Source organism: Acinetobacter corruptisaponis, assembly GCF_030053775.1.
GTDB lineage: Bacteria > Pseudomonadota > Gammaproteobacteria > Pseudomonadales > Moraxellaceae > Acinetobacter > Acinetobacter corruptisaponis.
Window position 1 is genome coordinate 1394955 of record NZ_CP125669.1, and the last position, 18559, is coordinate 1413513.

At 43.2% G+C, this 18559-nt stretch carries 16 protein-coding genes; 6 read left to right on the forward strand and 10 right to left on the reverse strand.

All coding sequences use genetic code 11. The annotated features are described in order from the left end of the window. Nucleotides 1-97: 97 nt before the first annotated feature. From lpdA to sdhC, 7 genes are all read right to left on the reverse strand, one after another. Nucleotides 98-1531, reverse strand: coding sequence for a dihydrolipoyl dehydrogenase (lpdA, locus tag QLH32_RS06700; RefSeq protein WP_279959431.1), 1434 nt, complete (start codon nt 1529-1531; stop codon nt 98-100). A gap of 58 nt (nt 1532-1589) precedes the next feature. Beyond that, a complete protein-coding gene (gene odhB / locus QLH32_RS06705) occupies nt 1590-2798 on the reverse strand; it encodes a 2-oxoglutarate dehydrogenase complex dihydrolipoyllysine-residue succinyltransferase (protein ID WP_283268780.1) in 1209 nt (402 codons plus the stop codon). Continuing rightward, nucleotides 2798-5638: a 2-oxoglutarate dehydrogenase E1 component gene (locus tag QLH32_RS06710; protein ID WP_283268782.1), complete on the reverse strand. Its 2841-nt coding sequence runs from the start codon at nt 5636-5638 to the stop codon at nt 2798-2800. The genes odhB and QLH32_RS06710 overlap by 1 nt, the downstream gene beginning before the upstream one ends. Before the next feature lie 756 nt (nt 5639-6394). Then, nucleotides 6395-7105 carry a succinate dehydrogenase iron-sulfur subunit gene (locus QLH32_RS06720; RefSeq protein ID WP_004755939.1) on the reverse strand — a complete coding sequence of 237 codons (711 nt, stop codon included), beginning with the start codon at nt 7103-7105 and terminating at the stop codon, nt 6395-6397. Between the two features lie 14 nt (nt 7106-7119). Next, nucleotides 7120-9009 (reverse strand): succinate dehydrogenase flavoprotein subunit, encoded by a 1890-nt coding sequence (gene sdhA / locus QLH32_RS06725; protein ID WP_267982232.1) that lies wholly within the window; start codon nt 9007-9009, stop codon nt 7120-7122. Nucleotides 9010-9021: 12 nt separating this feature from the next. Further along, the gene (gene sdhD, locus QLH32_RS06730; protein ID WP_004652198.1) at nt 9022-9387 is read right to left on the reverse strand and encodes a succinate dehydrogenase, hydrophobic membrane anchor protein; all 366 of its coding nucleotides are present in this window, start codon (nt 9385-9387) and stop codon (nt 9022-9024) included. Beyond that, nucleotides 9387-9788, reverse strand: a complete 402-nt coding sequence (gene sdhC, locus QLH32_RS06735; protein WP_004681507.1) for a succinate dehydrogenase, cytochrome b556 subunit — start codon at nt 9786-9788, stop codon at nt 9387-9389. Before sdhC ends, sdhD begins: the two co-directional genes overlap by 1 nt. Before the next feature lie 897 nt (nt 9789-10685). Between sdhC and gltA the strand changes: the two genes are divergently transcribed. Next, nucleotides 10686-11960, forward strand: coding sequence for a citrate synthase (gltA, locus tag QLH32_RS06740; protein ID WP_004674939.1), 1275 nt, complete (start codon nt 10686-10688; stop codon nt 11958-11960). A gap of 55 nt (nt 11961-12015) precedes the next feature. Here the strand turns inward: gltA and QLH32_RS06745 are convergent, their stop codons facing one another. Next, entirely contained in the window at nt 12016-12507 is a 492-nt protein-coding gene (locus QLH32_RS06745; RefSeq protein ID WP_283268788.1) for a DUF1289 domain-containing protein, read from the reverse strand. 110 nt (nt 12508-12617) lie between these two features. Between QLH32_RS06745 and trhO the strand changes: the two genes are divergently transcribed. The 3 genes from trhO to tmpT all read left to right on the forward strand — a co-directional run bounded on the left by trhO (nt 12618) and on the right by tmpT (nt 14983). Next, entirely contained in the window at nt 12618-13550 is a 933-nt protein-coding gene (gene trhO / locus QLH32_RS06750) for an oxygen-dependent tRNA uridine(34) hydroxylase TrhO (RefSeq protein WP_283268790.1), read from the forward strand. Between the two features lie 142 nt (nt 13551-13692). Then, complete coding sequence (locus QLH32_RS06755) at nt 13693-14301, forward strand: DedA family protein (protein ID WP_283268791.1); 609 nt, start codon at nt 13693-13695, stop codon at nt 14299-14301. Nucleotides 14302-14353: 52 nt separating this feature from the next. Then, the gene (tmpT, locus tag QLH32_RS06760; RefSeq protein ID WP_283268792.1) at nt 14354-14983 is read left to right on the forward strand and encodes a thiopurine S-methyltransferase; all 630 of its coding nucleotides are present in this window, start codon (nt 14354-14356) and stop codon (nt 14981-14983) included. Nucleotides 14984-15084: 101 nt separating this feature from the next. On the opposite strand, the gene QLH32_RS06765 is transcribed toward tmpT, so the two are convergent. Both QLH32_RS06765 and QLH32_RS06770 read right to left on the reverse strand, forming a co-directional pair. Further along, entirely contained in the window at nt 15085-15609 is a 525-nt protein-coding gene (locus tag QLH32_RS06765; protein WP_004674944.1) for a YecA/YgfB family protein, read from the reverse strand. A 71-nt stretch (nt 15610-15680) separates the two neighbouring features. Then, entirely contained in the window at nt 15681-15887 is a 207-nt protein-coding gene (locus tag QLH32_RS06770) for a PA3496 family putative envelope integrity protein (RefSeq protein ID WP_004908399.1), read from the reverse strand. Nucleotides 15888-16236: 349 nt separating this feature from the next. Here QLH32_RS06770 and rpoD point away from each other — a divergent pair, with 349 nt between their 5' ends. Both rpoD and QLH32_RS06780 read left to right on the forward strand, forming a co-directional pair. Then, a complete protein-coding gene (rpoD, locus tag QLH32_RS06775) occupies nt 16237-18120 on the forward strand; it encodes an RNA polymerase sigma factor RpoD (RefSeq protein ID WP_267982238.1) in 1884 nt (627 codons plus the stop codon). A 129-nt stretch (nt 18121-18249) separates the two neighbouring features. Then, nucleotides 18250-18537, forward strand: a complete 288-nt coding sequence (locus tag QLH32_RS06780) for a YbeD family protein (protein WP_267982239.1) — start codon at nt 18250-18252, stop codon at nt 18535-18537. Nucleotides 18538-18559: the final 22 nt, after the last annotated feature.

The following is an 18559-nucleotide window of genomic DNA, read 5'->3' on the forward strand; positions in this document are numbered from 1 at the left end:
ATATTCTTAAAACCAAACTGCTACATATTGAGTAAATGATTGCCTTATAAAGCCAATCACCATCATTTAAAAAAGTGTGGCGAACCACACTTTTTGTTTACTTACGCTTACGTTGAATGGCGTGGATTGCACGACCATCAACAGAAAGCGCCGCTTCATGTACAACTTCAGAGAATGTTGGATGACCAAAAGTCATTAATTGCAGGTCTTCCACAGAAGAAACAAACTCAAGTGCAATCATGCCTTGATGTACGATGTCAGACGCATTAGGACCCACAACGTGCATACCTAAAAGACGATCTGTTTTTGCATCGGCAACGAATTTCACAAAACCAGCCGTATCACCAGCCGCCAATGCACGACCATTCACCGCAAACGGGAATTGACCTGCTTTCACTTCATGGCCTTTTTCTTTGGCTTGCTCTTCAGTTAAGCCCACCCAAGCTGCTTCTGGATGCGTGTAAATAACGCTGATGATGGTGTCATAGTTCACTTGAGCAGCATGACCGTGGATACGCTCAACCGCCATTACGCCCTCTTCCATTGCTTTATGGGCAAGCATTGGACCGCGTACCAAATCACCAATCGCGTAAACACCTTCAACAGATGTTTGGCACTGATCATTAACATCAACCAAACCACGCTCAGTCAGTTTAATGCCTGAATCTTCTGCCAATAAACCTTCTGCATAGGCTTTACGGCCGACACAAACGATTAACTTGTCAAAAACCTGTTCTTTGTCTTCGCCAGCCTGGTTATATTTAACCGTTACTTCGCGACCATTGGTTTCAGCACCAGAAACTTTGGCACCGATACGGATATCCAAACCTTGTTTCTTCAAGATTTTTTGATATTCTTTCGCCAATGCTTTGTCCGCCATTGGTAAGAAAGCATCTAATGCTTCAAACACAACAACTTCTGAACCAAGACGGCGCCATACTGACCCAAGCTCTAGACCGATCACACCTGCACCGATCACACCAAGACGTTTAGGAACTTCTGCGAATTTCAACGCGCCAGTCGAATCAACAATTAAGTCTTCATCAACAGGAGCGACAGGAATATTGACAGGTACAGAACCCGTTGCAAGGATGACATACTTTGGTTCTAAAACCTGTACTTCACCTTCAAATGGTGTGAATTCTACTTTTTTACCTGCAAGTAATTTACCAGTACCTTGTAACCACTCGATGCCATTACCTTTCAGTAATTGAGCAACACCACCAGTCAATTGATCTACAACTTTGTCTTTACGTGCCAACAAAGTGTCTAGATCAAATTTAACTTCACCTGTGGTGATACCATGTTCAGCAAGTTCGTGAACGGTTGCTTCATAGCGGTGGGAAGAGTCAAGCAGTGCTTTAGATGGGATACAGCCCACATTTAGACAGGTACCACCTAAAGATGGCTTACCGTTGTGGATACGTTTTTCGATACAAGCGACTTTGAAACCAAGTTGTGCAGCACGGATCGCTGCCTCATAACCACCAGGTCCACCGCCAATAACAACAAGATCAAACTGTTGAGACATTTTTATCTCCAAAGTCCCATATAAAGGATCACTTTATATGGGAGATATATTTCTAGTATTAAAGGTCAAGAATGAGTTTAGCTGGTTCTTCCAACAATTCCTTGATCGTCACCAAGAAACCGACAGCTTCTTTACCATCGATTAAACGGTGGTCATAAGAAAGTGCTAAATACATCATTGGCAAGATTTCAACTTGACCATTCACCGCCATAGGACGTTCCTGGATTTTATGCATACCCAAAATCGCAGTTTGTGGCTGGTTTAAAATAGGAGTTGAAAGCAATGAACCGAACGTACCACCATTGGTAATGGTGAATGTACCACCAGTCATTTCTTCAATTGACAACTTGCCTTCACGCGCTTTCGCAGCATAACCAGCAATGCCATTCTCAACTTCGGCATAGTTCATACGGTCAGTATCACGGAGAATTGGCACAACCAGACCACGGTCAGAAGAAACCGCTACACCAATGTCGTAGAAACCGTGATAAACAATGTCATCACCATCAATCGATGCATTAACCGCTGGGTAGCGTTTTAATGCTTCAGTTGCAGCCTTAACAAAGAAAGACATAAAGCCTAAACGCGCACCATGACGCTTTTCAAAAGCATCTTTATATTGCTTGCGCATTTCCATGATTGGCTTCATGTTGACTTCGTTGAATGTCGTCAACATCGCCGTTTGCTGGGTAGCCGCCAATAAACGCTCAGCAACACGCTTACGCAAACGTGTCATTGGAACACGTTTTTCGATACGCTCGCCTACCGCCACGCTTAATGGCTGAACTGATGCAGCTGGTTTAGCCTGATGGCTTGCAACATCTTCTTTGGTGATGCGGCCACCACGACCTGTACCCTGTACATCAGCGGCATTGATGCCTGTTTCAGACAATGCCTTACGAACAGCAGGAGCCTGATCCTGCACGGGAACAACTGGCGCTGCACCCGCTTGAGTATTTGCGGCAGCTTGCTCTACCTGAGCAGGTGCTGCACTTTGCACTGCCTGAGTATCGGCAGCACCAGAAACAGCACCCGCTTCAAACTGTGCGATCACTTCGTCAGATAAAACGGTGTCCCCTTCATTTTTGATGATTGCAACTAAACTACCGTCAGCTGGAGCAACCACTTCTAAAACAACTTTATCGGTTTCAATGTCACAGATCACTTCATCACGTGATACAGGTTCACCTACTTTCTTGTGCCAGGTTGCAATCGTACCGTCAGCAACTGACTCTGGAAATACCGGTGCTTTAATTTCGGTTGCCATTATTTAGAATCTCCTGATTGTTCAGCTTCAATTGCCAGTGCGTCATTGACGAGCTGAGCTTGTTGTTTTGCATGCAAGTATGGTGAGCCACAGGCAGGTGCGGCAGATGCTTCACGACCTGCATAGCTAATGCGAATTTGTTTACCAGATTTAAGAACATCTTCATATAGACGAGGAACAATAAATAACCAAGCGCCCTGATTCTTCGGTTCTTCCTGTGCCCAGACAAGTTCCTCGATGTTTGGATACTGAGCCATGACTTCAGCTAAACGCTGTTCTGGATATGGATACAACTGTTCGATACGAACAATCGCAATATGGTTTAAACCAAGCTCACGACGTTTTTCGAGTAAATCGTAATAAACCTTACCACCACACAGCACCAGACGGGTCACATCAGTCTTGTTGACTTGATCAATTTCATCAATCACGGTCTGGAATGAACCGTTTGCCAACTCTTCCAAAGTTGAAGTCGCAAGCTTATGACGTAATAACGACTTTGGTGACATTACGATCATTGGCTTACGGATAGGACGAACAGCCTGACGGCGTAACGCATGGAAAATCTGCGCTGGAGTTGTCGGTGTCATCACCTGCATGTTGTCTTCAGCACACAGCTGTAGGAAACGCTCCAAACGTGCAGATGAATGCTCTGGACCCTGACCTTCATAACCGTGTGGCAACAACATGGTAAGACCACAGACACGTTCCCACTTGGTTTCACCCGAAGCGATAAACTGGTCAATCACAACCTGTGCACAGTTTGCGAAGTCACCAAACTGGGCTTCCCAAACAATCAGGCTTTTTGGCAAGGTGGTTGAGTAACCATACTCAAATGCAAGCACCGCCTCTTCTGACAATAAAGAATCATAAACCGCTGTACGTGGCTGGTTTTCCTTAATGTGACAAAGTGGGATATAAACCGAACCATCCGCCTGATTATGCAGTTTGGCATGACGGTGTGAGAATGTACCACGCCCCACGTCTTCACCCGTGATACGCACAAGGAAGCCATCATCCAGCAAGGTTGCATAAGCTAGAACCTCAGCAGCACCCCAGTTGAGTGGCATTTCACCTGTTTGCATTTTCAAACGGTCATCAATCACTTTCTGGACCTGACGCTGCAATACAAAACCTTCAGGTAATGTATTCATGATTCTGCCAAGCTCTTTTAAGCGGTCAATACTGACTGTGGTATCCCAAATATCAGTATATTCATGGCCCAGATAAGGAGACCAATCAACAAACATTTTCTTGTTCGGCTCAGTCACCAACGCGTTCGCCACATGGTTGCCCGCTTCAAGGTCAGCGCGGTAATCTTCAACCATTCGGTCCGCACTTGCACGATCAAGAATTTGCTGTTGAACCAACTGATCAGCATAAAGTGTACGCGTGGTGGCTTTTTTATTAATGATCTGATACATCAATGGCTGTGTTGCGGATGGTTCATCCGCTTCATTATGACCACGGCGGCGATAACAGAACAGATCAATTACAACATCTTTACGGAACTCATGACGGAAGTCATGGGCGATTTGAGTCGCAAAAATTACAGCTTCAGGATCATCCCCATTGACATGGAAGATCGGTGCCTGAATCATTTTTGCAACATCAGTACAGTATTCGGTAGAACGGGCATCACGTGGATCAGAAGTGGTAAAACCAACCTGGTTGTTCACAATAATATGAACAGTACCACCAACCGTATAGCCACGAGTCTGCGACATCTGGAAAGTTTCCATGTTCACACCCTGACCTGCAAACGCCGCATCACCATGAACAATCAATGGTAAAACATCATCACCACCGATATCCTTACGGCGAACCTGACGCGCACGCACCGAACCTTCAACCACAGGTCCCACAATCTCAAGGTGCGATGGGTTAAATGCCAGTGCCAAATGCACTTCACCGCCAGATGTCATCACATTTGAAGAGAAGCCCTGATGATACTTCACATCGCCAGAACCTTTTTTGTGCAGGCTTTTGCCTTCAAACTCACCAAAAAGGTCGGCAGGGTTTTTACCCATAATGTTGACAAGCAGGTTAAGACGACCACGGTGTGGCATCCCGATCACAACTTCTTTACAGCCTACACTACCTGCACGCTGAATGATTTCGTTGACCATTGGAATAAAGGACTCACCGCCTTCAACACCAAAACGCTTCGCGCCAACAAATTTATTACCCAGATACTTTTCCAGACCTTCAGCAGCCGTTAAACGCTCCAGAAAGCCTTTTTTCTGATCAGCGCTGAAGTTGAATTTACCGCGCGCACCCTCTAAACGTTGCTGAATCCAGCGTTTTTCCTTAGTGTCAACAATGTGCATATACTCTGCACCAATTGATCCACAGTAGGTTGCCTCCATTGCCTCAACCATTTCAGACAATGTCGCTTCCGCTTTACCAATGGCAAGGTTACCCGTATTGAAAACCGTATCTAAATCAGACTTCGTTAAACCGTGGGCAGACAAATCCAGGTCTGGAACTTCTTCTCGTTTCGCAAGACCTAATGGATCAAGTTTGGCTTTTTGATGACCGCGGTTGCGGTAAGCGGCGATGAGTTGTAATACAGCAATCTGGCGACGCTCGTGTTCCGTGCTAACAGCGCTTTGTACGACGGGTTGAACTCGGCTTGCATTACGACCTAAGAGGAGGAATTGCTCGCGCACATTGCTATGTGGTTGATCACCTTTAGGGTATTTATCAAAATATTCACGCCAGTCCTCTGACACTGAGGTTGGGGACGTTAGGTACTGTTCGTAAAGCTCTTCAATATACGCTGCACTATCAGCGGAAAGTTCAGTGTCAAGACGCAATGCGTCAGCAACTTCTTGCATTTTTGGACCCATTTCCTATTGCAAAAAATAATACAGGTTGCCTTTTAAGCACACCCATGATTCATAGCGTCAAATTGGTAACAAGACACTACTACCCAAGATCATCCAACCTTGAGACATTATTACTACACATCAGGAGTATTCCCTTTGATGTAACAAATGAGTCATGCACTTTCAATTCAAAGCACATAACTCATTCTCATACTCGATAAAGTCGAGCAATTTTTTGCAAATCATTTTAGAAAAATTAAATAAGTTTTTAACTTTTCTAAATTGACTTTACTCAAAGAAAACTGCATAAATTCACTGGATATTATCTAAAGATAACGTCAGGAATATGCTTATTTTTTGCTTTCGTTTGCTGGCTGAAATCCTATCATGTAATCAAGCTTGAATTGATTTTTTTGACACATACCATTCATAAACCAGCGAAATACACGTATTCAATTATATTCTAATATACCGCCCTTTTTCTAAAAATTGCACTTATATCGACCAAAGTTAAAGATTCTCTACAAATCTCGCACAAACACCACGCAGAGTGCCTAAAAATAAAGCAAATACCCGATTTATATTTATTTTTATTATTTGACTTAATCGTAAATTTTATAAGAATCCCTCATATAGCTGGTGGACGTTATTTAATAACCATACAAATATTACCAACCCTATGTTTCCAACTTTATAAACAGCCGTATCCAAAATAAAAAAACGGAAGCCTCTTTCGAAGCTTCCGTTTTTTGGTCAGAAAAGCGATTAGCCCGCTTGATCCAACAGCATGTTACGAATGTGACCAATTGCCTTGGTTGGGTTTAAACCTTTCGGGCAAACAGATACACAGTTCATGATGCCTTTACAGCGGAACAATGAGAATGGGTCATCTAAACGAGCCAAACGTTCCTGGGTTGCGGTATCACGAGAGTCAATGATAAAGCGGTATGCATTTAACAATGCAGATGGCCCAAGGAACTTGTCAGGGTTCCACCAGAATGATGGGCATGAAGTTGAACAACATGCACAAAGAATACATTCATATAGACCATCAAGATGTTCACGCTCTGCCTGAGACTGTAAACGCTCTTTTGGTGGCGCTGGCTGATTGTTAATCAGGAATGGCTGAATCTTGTTGTACTGGTCATAGAACTGGTTCATGTCTACAACCAAGTCTTTTACCACTGGCAAGCCAGGTAAAGGACGGATCACAATCTTCTCTGGCAAGTCGTTCAGGTTCCACAAACAAGCCAAGCCATTTTTGCCATTGATGTTGACACCATCAGAACCACAGATGCCCTCACGGCATGAACGGCGGAACGTTAATGTCTCATCCTGTACTTTCAACGCTAGCAACGCATCAAGCAACATACGGTGCTTGTCGGTTAACTCAAGTTTAAACGTTTGCATGTACGGCGCTTTATCCTTATCAGGATCGTAGCGGTAGATTTCGAATGTACGAGTGCCTCTACTCATCTTTGTTCTCCCGATTAGAATGTACGTGGCTTAGGTTCGATTGCTTCAACCGTTAATGGGCTGAAACGAACTGGCTTATATTCAAGACGGTTGTCTGATGAATACCATAAAGTATGCTTCATCCACTCATCATCACGGCGGCCGTATGAATATGTTGGGTGATCAGGTGCCAACTCATAGTCAACCACTGTATGCGCACCACGACATTCCTTACGTGCAGCAGCAGAGATTAAGGTTGCTTTTGCAACTTCATACAAGTTTTCAACTTCCAATGCCTCAACACGTGCAGTGTTAAAGACTTTAGACTTATCTTTCAAATGAATGTTGCGAACACGTGGCTCAATCGCAAGAATCTCTTTTACACCTTTATCAAGCAATGCCTGAGTACGGAATACACCTGCGTGGTCTTGTACGATGTCACGGATTGCGTCTGCAACTTCCTGAGCATTTTCACCAGAAGTTGAGTCATCCAGCTTACGGATACGCGCCAAGGTTTTTTCCAACACATCATTTGGTAATGGTTGATAATCATCGCCATGATGTTTAGTCACATAATCAATGATCGTCTCACCCGCTGCTTTACCAAATACCACAAGGTCAAGCAATGAGTTGGTACCTAAACGGTTTGCACCATGTACAGATACGCAAGAACACTCACCAATTGCATAGAACCCTTTCACAGGTTTTACATAATCACGTGTACCTTTATAGGTATATTCTTTGGTGTCCTTGTCATAGTGAGCAGAGAATTCACCCTCTTCCACACCATGCGGCACAACCACTTGACCGTGCATATTGGTCGGAATACCGCCCATTTGATAATGGATGGTTGGTACAACAGGAATTGGTTCTTTGGTACAGTCAACGTTTGCGAACTTCTTGCCAATCTCAAATACAGATGGCAGACGTTTCATAATTGTATCAGCTCCCAAATGCGTCATATCCAACAGGATATGATCCGCTTTAGGACCACAACCACGCCCTTCCTTAATTTCCTGGTCCATTGAACGCGATACGAAATCACGTGGTGCCAAGTCTTTTAAAGTTGGTGCATAACGTTCCATGAACGGTTCGCCGTCTTTGTTACGAAGGATACCACCCTCACCACGACAACCTTCAGTCAACAATACACCTGCGCCCGCAACACCTGTTGGGTGGAATTGCCAGAACTCCATATCCTGTAATGGGATACCTGCACGGGCAGCCATACCAAGACCATCACCCGTGTTGATATAGGCATTGGTAGATGCACGGTAAACACGACCCGCACCACCAGTAGCAAACAATGTCGCTTTTGCCTGGAATACTGCAATGTTACCCGTTTCCTGATCGTATGCAGTCACACCGAGGACATCACCTTCTTCGTTACGGATCAAGTCAAGTGCAATCCATTCAACGAAGAACTCAGTCCCCATTTTGACATTGCTTTGATACAAGGTATGAAGCAATGCGTGACCCGTACGGTCAGCAGCAGCACAGGCACGTGGAACTGCTTTTTCACCATAGTTTGCAGAGTGACCACCGAATGGACGTTGATAGATCGTACCATCTTCATTACGGTCAAACGGCATGCCAAGATGTTCAAGTTCATACACGACTTTTGGGGCTTCACGACACATGAATTCACATGCATCCTGGTCACTTAACCAGTCACCACCTTTTACGGTGTCGTAAAAGTGATAGTGCCAGTTATCTTCCTGCATATTACCTAACGACGCACCAATACCACCTTGGGCAGCAACGGTATGCGAGCGTGTTGGGAATACCTTGGTCAGTACCGCAACTTTTAAACCTGCTTGGGCAAGTTGGTAAGAAGCACGCATACCTGAACCACCACCACCTACGATCACTGCATCGAAAGTGAGGGTTTGAATATTTAAATAATTTTCTTTAGGGGTTGCCATGATCTGTTCCTATCAATTTGCCCAGAAAATCTGGATACCCCAGATTGCGTACACGAACACTGAAATAATGACGGCAGAAGTCAATACAAGGCGTAAACCTGAAGCTGATGGACCCATCTGACGAGTCGTTACATAATCAGTAAAGACTTGCCACATACCAATCCAGGCATGTGCAACCAGCGATAACACCGCCAATAAAGAAAAAATCTTCATTGGCAGAGTCAGCATAAAGCCAGCCCACTGTTCATAGCCAAATCCGCTGTTGCAGAGAATCCAGCCAAACAGAACAACAGTATAGGCAGCCAATACAACCGCACTCACACGCTGGATATACCAATCGCGAGAACCTGAACCTGTTAAACCTGTAGCACTTTTCATCAGAACATAATCCATACAAAGGCTGCGATAATACCAACCGCAGACAAGATCAATGCGATTGTAGCTGCGATGCGACCGCTCTGTAATTCTTCAGCAAAACCGAGGTCGGCAAGCAAGTGCTTGATTCCTGCGATAAAGTGGAAAATTAATCCAGCTACAAATACCCATACGATGAAACGTACAATGATATTTCCGAAAACGACATTTTTAACGTAGTCAAATCCTTCTGGTGAAGATAAAGATTTATCCAAAATCCATAAAAGAACTGCGACCAATAAGAAAACGATCACACCTGATAAACGGTGCAGAATTGATGCAATAGCCACGGGTGATTTTAAGTTTACAGCTAAAACTTGACCCATGGACAAATTGACAGGTCTGTTGCTTTTCACAGCGGGCATCCTGTAAGTAGAAACTCCAACTGGAGTTTGTTTGAATTAATTCAAAGGAAAGCTGGCATTGTTAGGCAAGCACAGCTCATGCCTAACCTATAACGACACCGAATTATAAAACGTGAAATATCAAAATACAAACAATCAGCTTTCGCTTTAGTCGAAAAAAATAATAAATAAGAATCATTCACATACACAATATTTCCCAGATAAATTAAATTTTTGGCCAAATTATTTTATCCATTTGTTTTATAAAAACAAAAATACAAAACTTTTTTTTATGAATAGTTCCAAGCTGGAAAAAATCCCCATTATTTATTTCAAAAAAAATATGTTTTTCTCAGTAAAACCCCATTAAATGAGTCGGCTTTAAGTATAGTCATAAATAATACCCCTCATTTATATATTAAATATAATTAACCACTAATCTATTATTCTGGCCTAATCCATATAAATACATCGATTTATTTTTAATCAATCAATCGCACCATAATGAACCACTTATGCCGTTATATATCAGCCTTTAAACTGTTTTTTGAACTATTATTTAACGCGAGACCATGAGATATATAGGGTTTTGGTGAGCTAAGCCCTTAATTTTACAGGCACCAAAATATCACCAGAGTAAAAATTTACTTACAATTGTACTGGTGCTTCATTTTTTTTATGCACCTGAAACATGATTTGACATATTATACTCGACCGATGCTGTGAATTTACTCAATTTTTTCTTTGATACTGAATGACTAATTGACTGTAGCAATGTCATTTTTTATCCCTAAGTATAATTGACAAAATTTTAGTAGCCACTAATCTTATAGCAAATTTTGACACCGTCTGATTCGCACATGACAAGATTAGGATTTCGAGTCAGATAATCATTCACCAGGACAGGAGATCTATTGAATGTCTGCAGCAACTGGCAAAAAAGCCGTATTACAGCTTGATGGCAAAGAAATTGAATTACCAATTTACAGCGGCACATTGGGCCCAGATGTAATTGACGTTAAAGATGTATTGGCATCGGGTCATTTTACTTTCGATCCTGGTTTTATGGCGACAGCTGCTTGCGAATCTAAGATCACATTCATTGATGGTGACAAAGGTGTGTTATTGCACCGTGGTTATCCAATTGATCAATTAGCGACTCAAGCAGACTACCTCGAAACTTGCTATTTACTGTTAAATGGCGAGCTTCCAAATGCTGAACAAAAGGCGGAATTTGACGCTAAGGTACGCAACCACACCATGGTTCACGATCAGGTTAGCCGTTTCTTCAATGGTTTCCGTCGTGATGCTCACCCAATGGCTATAATGGTTGGTGTTGTTGGTGCGTTGTCTGCGTTCTATCACAATGGTTTGGATATCGAAGATATCAACCACCGTGAAATCACTGCAATTCGTCTTATCGCAAAAATTCCTACGCTTGCGGCGTGGAGCTACAAGTACACGATTGGACAGCCATTCATTTACCCACGTAACGACCTAAACTATGCAGAAAACTTCCTGCATATGATGTTTGCTACGCCTGCGGATCGTGACTACAAAGTTAATCCGATTTTGTCTAAAGCAATGGATCGTATCTTCACGCTTCATGCTGACCACGAACAAAATGCGTCTACATCTACTGTACGTCTTGCTGGTTCTACTGGTGCAAACCCATATGCATGTATCTCTTCAGGTATTTCTGCACTTTGGGGACCATCACACGGCGGTGCAAACGAAGCTGTACTGAAAATGTTGGCTGAAATCGGTAGCGTTGAAAACGTTGCTGAATTTATGGAAAAAGTAAAACGCAAAGAAGCGAAGCTTATGGGCTTTGGTCACCGTGTTTACAAAAACTTTGACCCACGTGCCAAAGTAATGAAAGAAACCTGTGATGAAGTGCTTGGTGCATTGGGTATCAATGATCCACAACTTGCGCTTGCAATGGAACTTGAGCGTATTGCGCTTAGCGACCCATACTTCATTGAACGTAAACTTTATCCAAACGTGGACTTCTACTCAGGTATCATCTTAAAGGCGATTGGTATCCCTGTTGATATGTTTACGGTTATTTTTGCATTAGGCCGTACTGTTGGCTGGATCAGCCACTGGTTGGAAATGCACGCTTCCCCATATAAAATTGGCCGTCCTCGCCAGCTTTATACAGGTGAAAAACAACGTGACATCAAACGTTAATTTTTAAGAAATTAATGTGAAAAAGCTGCCAAATGGCAGCTTTTTTTATTACTTCCTAAAGCTCATCCTCTTCTAGGGCACGCAATAGGTTTGTACTGATCCCATCGGCACGCAGCCAGGCCAGTTCATAGCTTGCCTTGGCTAAAGCCAACACACGTCGTTCAAACTCATCCCAAACCACCTTTACCTGCGTGTGGGAAATTCCAAGTCCACTTTCCTGTGCCAAATGCTTATTTTTCTCACAGACTTTTAAAGCATGATACAGCTTACGTCCAGCACTTGCGCTTTCCAGAATACGAATGTGCTTACCATGGATAAAGCCCTCGACATGCTGGAGACTAGCATTGGGCAGCAATGGCACCAGAATCTGGTCCAGTTGTGCATCCAAACGCTTCCAAACCACCAACCGCTGTTCAGGCGTATAGGTGTTCCACTGGATCACTTCATGATTAAAACGGCGGCATCCACGACACACCAGATCACCAAATACCGTTGAACAACGCCCTGCGCATGGGGTCAGTGATGGGATTCGACGATCATTACTCAAAACTTATTCCTCTAAAACCATATTAATTTTATGGTTTTCTCGCTTATTTTCAAATTTCACGCTAAAATATGCGCCTTGTTTTTCCTATCTTAATACATTTGGAGTTATCCATGAACGCTACTGTAGAACAGCTTGCACCTGTAGAACAGCAAGCGACCAATAATTGGGTTGTTGCGGCACTATATCAATTTAAAGAAGTTGCGGATGCAGCCGATCTGCAAAAACGTCTTCTGGACTTAGTGAATGGCATCAATTTATGTGGAACTCTGATTGTCGCTTCTGAAGGAATTAATGGTACCGTTGCTGGCGACCGTGCAGCAATTGACACGGTTCATCAATTCCTGTTAAACGAAGGCTTTGCCGCAATGGAATATAAGGAGTCTGCCAGCTCTGAAAAACCATTCCGCAAGATGAAGATTAAACTGAAGAATGAAATTGTTACCCTCGGTGTTGAGGTTAAGCCACGTGACCTGGTTGGTCATTATCTTGATCCAAAGGAATGGAACGAGCTGATTAGCCGCGATGACGTGATTCTGGTGGATACCCGCAACGACTATGAATATAAGGCAGGTACATTCAAGGGCGCAATTGATCCTAAAACGGAAACATTCCGTGAATTTCCTGAATATGTAAAACAAAACCTTGAGCAGCACAAAGATAAGAAAATTGCCATGTTCTGTACAGGTGGTATCCGCTGTGAAAAATCCACTTCCCTCTTGTTGCAGGAAGGCTTTAGTGAGGTTTACCACTTAAAAGGCGGTATCCTTAAATATCTGGAAGAAACATCTGCCGAGGAAAGCCTTTGGGAAGGTGAATGTTTTGTATTTGATGGCCGTACTGCCGTGACACACGGGGTTGAGGAAGGCGAGAACATCAAGTGTCATGCATGCGGCTGGCCTTTAACCAAAGAAGAAGCGGAATTGCCAAGCTATGAGCATGGTGTTTCCTGTGTTTTCTGTATTGATAAAACCACAGAGAAACAGAAAGAGGGTTTCCGTATGCGTCAATCGCAAATTGCAGCAGCAAAACGTAAACGTCTATAAAATTTAAAAAAACCTGAAAGCCATAGTTCTACTATGGCTTTTTTATGATAATAATAAAATGATGTAACGATTAGACCATTGAGCATCATGATTAACCATTCTATGCTAAAAACAATAATCAAATGAACTATATAAGGGTATTATGGGACTTGAAGAATGGGTCTTGTCAGTCATGGAGAAGCTTGGATATTTAGGCATCGCTTTTTTGATGTTTCTGGATAACATTTTTCCTCCTATTCCTTCTGAAATTATTATGCCCTCTGCGGGTTATACCGCCTCTAAGGGGGATTTGAGCTTAATTGGCGTTATCATTGCTGGAAGCGCAGGCTCACTGATCGCCGCGATGATCCTTTATTGGATTGGCCGTAAAATTCCTGAACAGCGCTTATTCAGTTTTATAGAACATTACGGCAAATTCCTTAGAATCAAGGTTACTGACCTTGAAAAGGCCTTGGGCTGGTTCAACCAGCATGGGCACAAAATCGTTTTCTTTGGCCGTATGATTCCAGCGGTACGCTCGCTGATTAGTATCCCCGCAGGAATGAGCAAGATGCCTTTTGGCAAGTTCATGACTTACAGTGCCTTGGGAACGATTATCTGGACAACATTCCTGGCATTTTTAGGCTATCACTTCAGTGAAAACCAGGCCCTGATGTCTTTAATTATGCAGCGTGTTGGCTATATTATTTTGGCAGTTGTCATACTTTATATCATTTGGAAAGTGGCTAAAAAACTTGGACAGAAATCATAAAAAGACAAAAAATTCTCCTTTATTATTTATTCATGTCAGTTAAGGAAAAACCATGCAGCATGAGTTTTGGCATCAAAAATGGCAAAAAAATGAGATTGGCTTTCATCTCAGCCAGCCTCACCCATTACTGGTTAAATATATGGGCTGCTTAAACATTTCTCCCAATAGCCGTATTTTTATCCCACTCTGCGGTAAAAGTTTAGACATACATTGGCTTTTAGGTCAGGGCTATCATGTCGTGGGAGTTGACCTGAGTCCAATTGCCATTCAGGACTTAATCTCAACACTTGGCCTTTCCTTTACCGAAATGCAGTCTGGAAATCTTAGCCACTTTCACCATCCACAAATTGACCTGTTTGTCGGTGATTTTTTTGAATTGACTATTGAGCAGTTGGGGCAGATTGATGCGATTTATGATCGGGCAGCCTTAGTCGCCCTACCAGAACAAATGCGAAGCCAATATGTCCAGCATCTCATTCAGATTGGTGGTGATGCGTCACAATTACTGATTAGCTTTGAGTATGATCAATCCATGATGGCTGGTCCGCCTTTTTCCATTTCCACCCAACAACTTCAGGACTATTATTCCAGTGAATACGCCATACAGCTACTCGATAGCCAAAACGAACTGCTCAAAGGCAAAGTGAATGCACAGGAAAAAATTTGGTTGCTAGAAAAATAATGTTATGCCCCATCACCAAATAAAAAAACGTCCATAAGGACGTTTAAATACTTCACGCGATACATGGCGGAGCAACTATTATTGCCGCCTCAAACCTATTATCAGGCTGGTGTATGGTACATGAGATAAATTTCATTTAAATTATCTGGAATTTCCTCGGCCAATTCATCCATCAACTGACCATTGCGGCGGAAAGACTCCATTTGTGGATCTTCTTCATCAATGCCACTAAACACCATAATCGGCAAAGTCAAATCAACCAGTTGTTCTTCATATTCAGGCGTAAACCAAGCATCTTCGTTCAGGAACATGGCATCAACGAAACCGACACTCCAGTCACCTAAACTCGAATCCACATCAGCCTCTTCAATTTCAAATGGAAACTCAATTCCATTTTCATTGGCCAAATCCTGACGAATTGATTCCAGCCAAGCTTTAATCTGTTCGATGATCTCACTCGGAACTTTCTTTTGATTGCTCTCGAACAGCTCATCCAGCCAACGGTCAAACTTTGGGCCAACAGCGATAGCACACAAAAAGCCATGAGTCGCCGCAAAATCTAAACCATATTCGTTTTGGTCGCCGTCAAGATAATTACTTAACAAGTCTAAATCCAGGGTACTCATTTTTTATCCAGCTCTAAAATTACATTTTCGACAGCATAACATTTTCAGACGCAAATTCTCAGCAATTTTGCCTAGTCTTCGTCATCGAGGTCATCATCGTCGAAATCGTAGTCAAAATCTTTTAATTCTCGTTCCAAACGACGCTGAGCCAACAGATCATCAATCAAACGGCGTTTTTCCAATGATTCCTTGGCGCTGATTTTTCCTGATGATTCATCAAAACCAACATCATCATCGCCGTAGTTATCATCATCTAATTCAAAATCTGTAGAAGACACGAAGTACCTCTTATACGAAAAATATAAATGGGTCTAGCCGCTATTTATCTGTCTTAAACACACATGTCAAGGTTTATTTTATTTTTTTGCTATAAATCGGTGATTTGTACTTTTTTTCGGCGGTTTTTTTGTGTAATTATAATCCCAGGACAATACCAATCAAAAAAGTTCTGCAAAAAGGATGGACTGCTTGAAAAATTATGACACACCCCCATATTCAAGAAACAGACGTGAAATCAATACTATTTTTTATTTAAAGTAAACGGATCAAATCCAGAACATTCCCCGTGAACTGTGCTATCATGCACGGTTTTTCACCGCCACAGATTCAACAAAAGAGTAAGCAAAGATGAGCGATATGAATTCCCCTACTTCGCAAGTAGCGGCTCTGATTAGCCGAGGCAAAGAACAAGGTTACTTAACTTACGCTGAGGTTAACGATCATCTACCAGACTCAATTACGGAAAGTGAGCAGATTGAAGACATCATCCAGATGCTTCAGGACGTTGGTATTCCTGTGCATGAACGTGCGCCTGAAACCGATGACACCATGTTTGGTGAATCTACCGAGGCTGCCGATGAGGTTGCCGAGGAAGAGGCTGCTGCCGTACTGGCATCGGTTGAAAGTGAACCAGGCCGTACCACAGACCCTGTACGCATGTACATGCGTGAAATGGGCACGGTTGAACTTCTTACGCGTGAAGGCGAGATCAGCATTGCAAAACGCATCGAGGAAGGTATCCGTGACGTTTTACACTCAATCGCTTACTGGCCAAATGCAGTGGAAGTCGTTTTAAAAGAATATAATGATTTTTTAACTGGCGAGCGCCGTCTTGCTGATATTCTTTCAGGCTATTTAGACCCTGAAACCGATGAGGATATTCCTGAAGTTCTTGAAGAAGAAGCGGAGCTTGAGGAAGATGAAAACGCGACTTCTACCACCAAGGAAGTCAAGCTTGATGATGATGACGAAGAGGAAGAGTCTGAGGGCGATGATGATTCTGAAGGTGATTCAGGTCCAGACCCTGAAGTGGCCAAAGTTCGTTTCTCGGAATTAGAAACTGCCTGGAACCAAACCAAATCTGTCATTGAAAAACATGGTCGCAATAGTGACGAGGCAAAAGCTGCACTAGAGTCTTTGGCTGCCGTGTTTATGATGTTCAAATTTACACCTCGCCTGTTTGACATCATTTCAGAAATGATTCGTGGTACCCATGACCAAATCCGTGCCAATGAACGTGAAATCATGCGTTATGCGGTACGTCGTGGCCGTATGGATCGCAACCAGTTCCGTATGACTTTCCCAGAACAGGAATCAAACCCAGCCTGGCTGGATGAGCAGATTGCCAAGGCACCTGCTGAAATCAAGGGCCATCTGGAAAAAGTACGCCCAGATGTGTTGGCATTCCAGCAAAAGATTGCTGACATTGAAAAAGAACTGGATTTAAACGTTAAGGATATCAAGGATATTTCTAAACGTATGGCTGTTGGTGAGGCGAAAGCCCGCCGTGCCAAAAAAGAGATGGTTGAGGCCAACCTACGTTTGGTAATTTCGATTGCGAAGAAATACACCAACCGTGGCTTGCAGTTCCTTGACCTGATTCAGGAAGGCAACATCGGTTTGATGAAAGCGGTGGACAAGTTTGAATACCGTCGTGGTTACAAGTTCTCAACCTATGCAACCTGGTGGATTCGTCAGGCGATTACCCGTTCGATTGCGGATCAGGCGCGTACCATTCGTATTCCAGTACACATGATTGAAACCATTAACAAGATCAATCGTGTTTCCCGCCAGTTGCTTCAGGAAATGGGCCGTGAGCCGACCCCTGAAGAGTTGGGCGAACGTCTGGAAATGGATGAGGTTAAAGTCCGTAAGGTGCTAAAAATCGCCAAAGAACCGATTTCGATGGAAACACCGATCGGTGATGATGAAGATTCACATCTTGGTGACTTTATTGAGGATTCCAACATCACTTCTCCAGTAGATGCTGCGACCTCTGAAGGCTTAAAGGAAGCGACCCGTGAAGTGCTTGAAAACCTGACTGAACGTGAAGCGAAAGTGTTGAAAATGCGTTTTGGTATTGATATGCCAACCGACCATACCTTAGAGGAAGTGGGCAAGCAGTTTGACGTGACGCGTGAGCGTATTCGTCAGATTGAGGCGAAAGCACTGCGTAAACTACGTCACCCCTCTCGTTCAGAGCACCTACGTTCATTCCTTGAAAATGACTAGGGACATCCTGTATCAAGAGCAAAGCCATGCTCTTGTGCAGGGCTTGAAGTTAAACACTTCATCCCCATTTACTTAGTTAGATCATAAGCGCCTGCACTGATGCAGGCGTTTCAAATTAAGAGGTTACTCATGGTAGACCGCACTCCATCTCGCGAATTGCAAGAACATCTTTGGGTTTTCCCGATGGACTATCCAATCAAGTTGATTGGTCATGCTGGGGATGAACTTCGAGTGGCTGTTGTAGATATTTTGCAAAAGCACTTTCCTGAATTTGATGGTGACTCAGTCAAGGTACAGCCATCACGTACAGGAAAATACCACTCTTTAACCGCTCAGCTGCGCTTTGAAGAACTGGAACAGGTTCATGCCCTGTATGCTGATCTTGCCGCCTGTCCTTTAATCAAGACAGCGCTGTAAATAGAAATCCAAAATACGAAAG

Bases quoted from the DNA above. Each gene is read 5' to 3' on its own strand.
- sdhD (WP_004652198.1), bottom strand. From the start codon at position 9,387: ATGAAAAGTGCTACAGGTTTAACAGGTTCAGGTTCTCGCGATTGGTAT.
- QLH32_RS06755 (WP_283268791.1), top strand. From the start codon at position 13,693: ATGGGACTTGAAGAATGGGTCTTGTCAGTCATGGAGAAGCTTGGATAT.
- gltA (WP_004674939.1), top strand. From the start codon at position 10,686: ATGTCTGCAGCAACTGGCAAAAAAGCCGTATTACAGCTTGATGGCAAA.
- odhB (WP_283268780.1), bottom strand. From the start codon at position 2,798: ATGGCAACCGAAATTAAAGCACCGGTATTTCCAGAGTCAGTTGCTGAC.
- QLH32_RS06710 (WP_283268782.1), bottom strand. From the start codon at position 5,638: ATGCAAGAAGTTGCTGACGCATTGCGTCTTGACACTGAACTTTCCGCT.
- sdhC (WP_004681507.1), bottom strand. From the start codon at position 9,788: ATGCCCGCTGTGAAAAGCAACAGACCTGTCAATTTGTCCATGGGTCAA.
- rpoD (WP_267982238.1), top strand. From the start codon at position 16,237: ATGAGCGATATGAATTCCCCTACTTCGCAAGTAGCGGCTCTGATTAGC.
- QLH32_RS06765 (WP_004674944.1), bottom strand. From the start codon at position 15,609: ATGAGTACCCTGGATTTAGACTTGTTAAGTAATTATCTTGACGGCGAC.
- lpdA (WP_279959431.1), bottom strand. From the start codon at position 1,531: ATGTCTCAACAGTTTGATCTTGTTGTTATTGGCGGTGGACCTGGTGGT.
- sdhA (WP_267982232.1), bottom strand. From the start codon at position 9,009: ATGGCAACCCCTAAAGAAAATTATTTAAATATTCAAACCCTCACTTTC.
- QLH32_RS06720 (WP_004755939.1), bottom strand. From the start codon at position 7,105: ATGAGTAGAGGCACTCGTACATTCGAAATCTACCGCTACGATCCTGAT.
- tmpT (WP_283268792.1), top strand. From the start codon at position 14,354: ATGCAGCATGAGTTTTGGCATCAAAAATGGCAAAAAAATGAGATTGGC.
- trhO (WP_283268790.1), top strand. From the start codon at position 12,618: ATGAACGCTACTGTAGAACAGCTTGCACCTGTAGAACAGCAAGCGACC.
- QLH32_RS06780 (WP_267982239.1), top strand. From the start codon at position 18,250: ATGGTAGACCGCACTCCATCTCGCGAATTGCAAGAACATCTTTGGGTT.